At 72.6% G+C, this 3146-nt stretch carries 1 protein-coding gene; it reads right to left on the bottom strand.

The window, feature by feature from the left end:
- A partial coding sequence (locus QH470_RS34555) for a condensation domain-containing protein (RefSeq protein ID WP_280276595.1) occupies positions 1–3016 on the bottom strand: 3016 nt, incomplete at its 3' end.
- Between the last annotated feature and the right edge of the window lie 130 nt (positions 3017–3146).

The following is a 3146-nucleotide window of genomic DNA, read 5'->3' as shown; positions in this document are numbered from 1 at the left end:
GACCCACATACCCCCGACCCACACCACAACCCAACACATACAACTCCCCCACCACACCCACCGGCACCGGACGCAACCGACCATCCAACACCACCACACCCACACCACCGATCGGACCACCCAGCGCCAGCGGATCGCCGGGCCGCAGCGGTTGCGACATCAGCATGACGATGGTGGTTTCGGTGGGGCCGTAGACGTTTCGGAACATGCGGCCGGGCGCCCAGCGTTCCATCAGCTCCGGGCCGTAGGCCTCGCCGCCGACGGCCAGGCACCGCAGCGCGGGCAGCGGCCAGCGGTGCGCGTCGATGCTGGCCAGCGCGGCGGGGGTGATGAACGCGTGCGACACCCGCTCCCGATCCAGCAACTCCGCCAGCTCGTCACCGCCGTACACATCCGCCGGAGCGATCACCATCGTCGCACCGGCACACCACGCCAGCAGCATTTCCAGCACCGAGGCGTCGAAGATCGGCGCGGCGAAATGCAATGTGCGCGAGTCGGGTTCGATGCGGTAGCGCTCCCGCTGGGCCGCGGCGAAATTGGCGAGACCGCGATGGGTGACCGCCACGCCCTTGGGCACGCCGGTCGACCCGGACGTGTAGATCACGTACGCCACCTCGTCCACCGACAGCGGCCGCACCCGGTCGCGATCGGTCACCGGGGCCGGGTCGCCGCTGTCCAGTTCGGCCGGTGTCACCCACCGCACGCCGTCCGGCAGCGCGGCCGGGTCGGCCGCGAGCCCGATCCGGACGCCGGAGTCGGTGAGCATGTGCCGGAGGCGCTCGGCCGGATGACGCGGGTCGATCGGCAGGTAAGCCGCGCCCGTCTTGGTGACGGCCAAGGCGGCGAGCACCGATTCGGCCGAACGCGGCAGCGCCAGCGCCACCACGTCGCCGGGGCCGATCCCGTGCCGGATCAGCCCGCGCGCCAGGCTATTTGCCCGCTCGTCCAGCTCCCGGTATGTCCACTCCGCCATCGCGCTCCGCAGCGCGACCCGGTCCGGGCCGAGCGCCAGCGCCGCGGCGAAGCAGTCGGCCAGCGGCCGGGCCGTCACGGCGGGGCCGCCGTGCGCGGGCACAAGTGTGGACCGCTCTCCGGCGGTCAGCAGATCGATGTCGCCGACCGCCGTCTGCGGCCGCGCCACCACGGCGGCGAGTACCCGGGCGAACCGCTCCGCGAGCAGTTCGGCGGTCCCGGCGCCGAAGAGATCGGACGCGTAGGTGAGGTGCACCTCGATGCCGCCGGGTGCGCGGTCGGCCGTCCACGACTGGGTGAGGGTGAACTGGAGATCGAATTTCGCCGAACCGGAGTCGATCGGCTCGCCCACCACCTCGAGGCCGGGCAGGCGCATCGCCTCGGGCCGGTCGTCGTGCACCGACAGCATGACCTGGAACAGCGGGTGATGGGCGGTGGACCGGACGGGGTCGAGCGCCTCCACGACCCGCTCGAACGGCACGTCCGCGTGGGCGAACGCGTCCAGATCGCCGTCGCGCACCGAATCGAGCAGTTCGGCGAAACTCCGCCCGGCGTCGACTCGGGCTCGCAGCACCACGGTGGCCACGAACATGCCGATCAGGCGATCCAGCTGTTCCTCGGACCGCCCGGCCACTGCGGTGCCGACCGCGACATCGTCGGTGTTGCCGAGCCGGGCGAGCAACATCGCCAGCGCCGCGTGCAGGACCATGAACACGCTGGCGTCATGGCGGCGGGCCAGCTCCACCAGGCCCGCGTGCACCGCCGCGTCCACCCGTGTCACCACCGACGCGCCGCGATGCGACGCCACCTCCGGCCGCGGCCGATCACACGGCAGCTCCAGGCATTCCGGCAGTCCGGCCAGGGTCCGCCGCCAGTAGTCGAGCTGTGCCGCCGACAGACTCTCGGGATCGTCGGCCTCGCCGAGCAATTCGTCCTGCCACAGGCTGAAGTCGGCGTACTGCACCGCCAGCGGCTCCCACCGCGGCGCGGCGCCCGCGCGGCGGGCCTCGTAGGCCGCGACCACGTCCGCGCCCAGCGGTCCCAGCGACCAGCCGTCGGCGGCGATGTGATGGACCACCAGCACCAGCACGTGCTCGTCGGCGCCGGCCCGGGACAGGCCCGCCCGCAGCGGCGGCTGTTCGGCGAGATCGAAACCGGCGGTGGCGAATTCGGCGATCGACGCGGCGTCGGGGCCGAGTTCGCGCAGCGGCGTGCCCTGCGGCCACAGCGCGTCGATCGCGCGGACGGACTGGTACGGGCCGTCACCGGAGTCCGGGAAGACGGTGCGCAGCACCTCGTGCCGCTCCACGACGTCGCGCAGCGCGGTCTGCAGCGCCTCCACGTCGAGCCCGCCGCGCATCCGCAGCGCCAGCGGGATGTTGTACAGCCCGGAGCCGGCGTCGAAGCGGTTGAGGAACCACAGGCGGCGTTGCGCGGAGGACAGCGGGATGCGGCCCGGACGTTCGCGCGGTGTGAGCGCGGGCCGGGCGCCGTCCGCGTCGGCCGGGCGCTCGTCGAGCAGTACAGCCAGATCGGCCGGGGTCGGATGCTCGAACACCGACCGGACCGGGAACCGATGGCCGGTGCGGGTCGCCAGCCGCGCCACCAGGCGGGTGGCCAGCAGCGAGTTGCCGCCGACATCGAAGAAGCTGTGGTCGGCGCAGACCGTCTCCTGGCCGACCACCTCGGCCATCGCGGCGGCCACCAGTTCCTCGCTGGGCGTGGCCGGGGCCCGGCCGCCGGTCGCGTCGAACTCGGGCTCCGGCAACGCGGCACGGTCCAGCTTGCCCGCGGGGGCGCGCGGGACCGCGGCGAGCACGACGACCGCCGACGGCACCATGTGCGCGGGCAGCCGATCGCCGACGTGGCGGCGGATCGCTTCAGGGTCGGCCGCGCCGGTGCCCGCCGCCGTCACGTACGACACGATCCGCGGCTGCCCGACCGCGTCGTCGCGCACCTCGGTGTGCGCGAAACCCACACCGGGACAAGCGGAGACGGCGGCGGTGACCTCGCCCAGTTCGATGCGGAACCCACGCACCTTCACCTGATCATCCGACCGCCCCACAAACACCAAACCCCCACCCACAGACCACCGAACCACATCACCCGTCCGATACATCCGCTCACCCACACCACCAAACGGACACGCCACAAAACGCAACGCCGACAACCCC

Source organism: Nocardia wallacei (assembly GCF_029868745.1).
Classification (GTDB): domain Bacteria; phylum Actinomycetota; class Actinomycetes; order Mycobacteriales; family Mycobacteriaceae; genus Nocardia; species Nocardia wallacei_B.
This window is presented reverse-complemented; position numbering and strand designations above follow the sequence as displayed.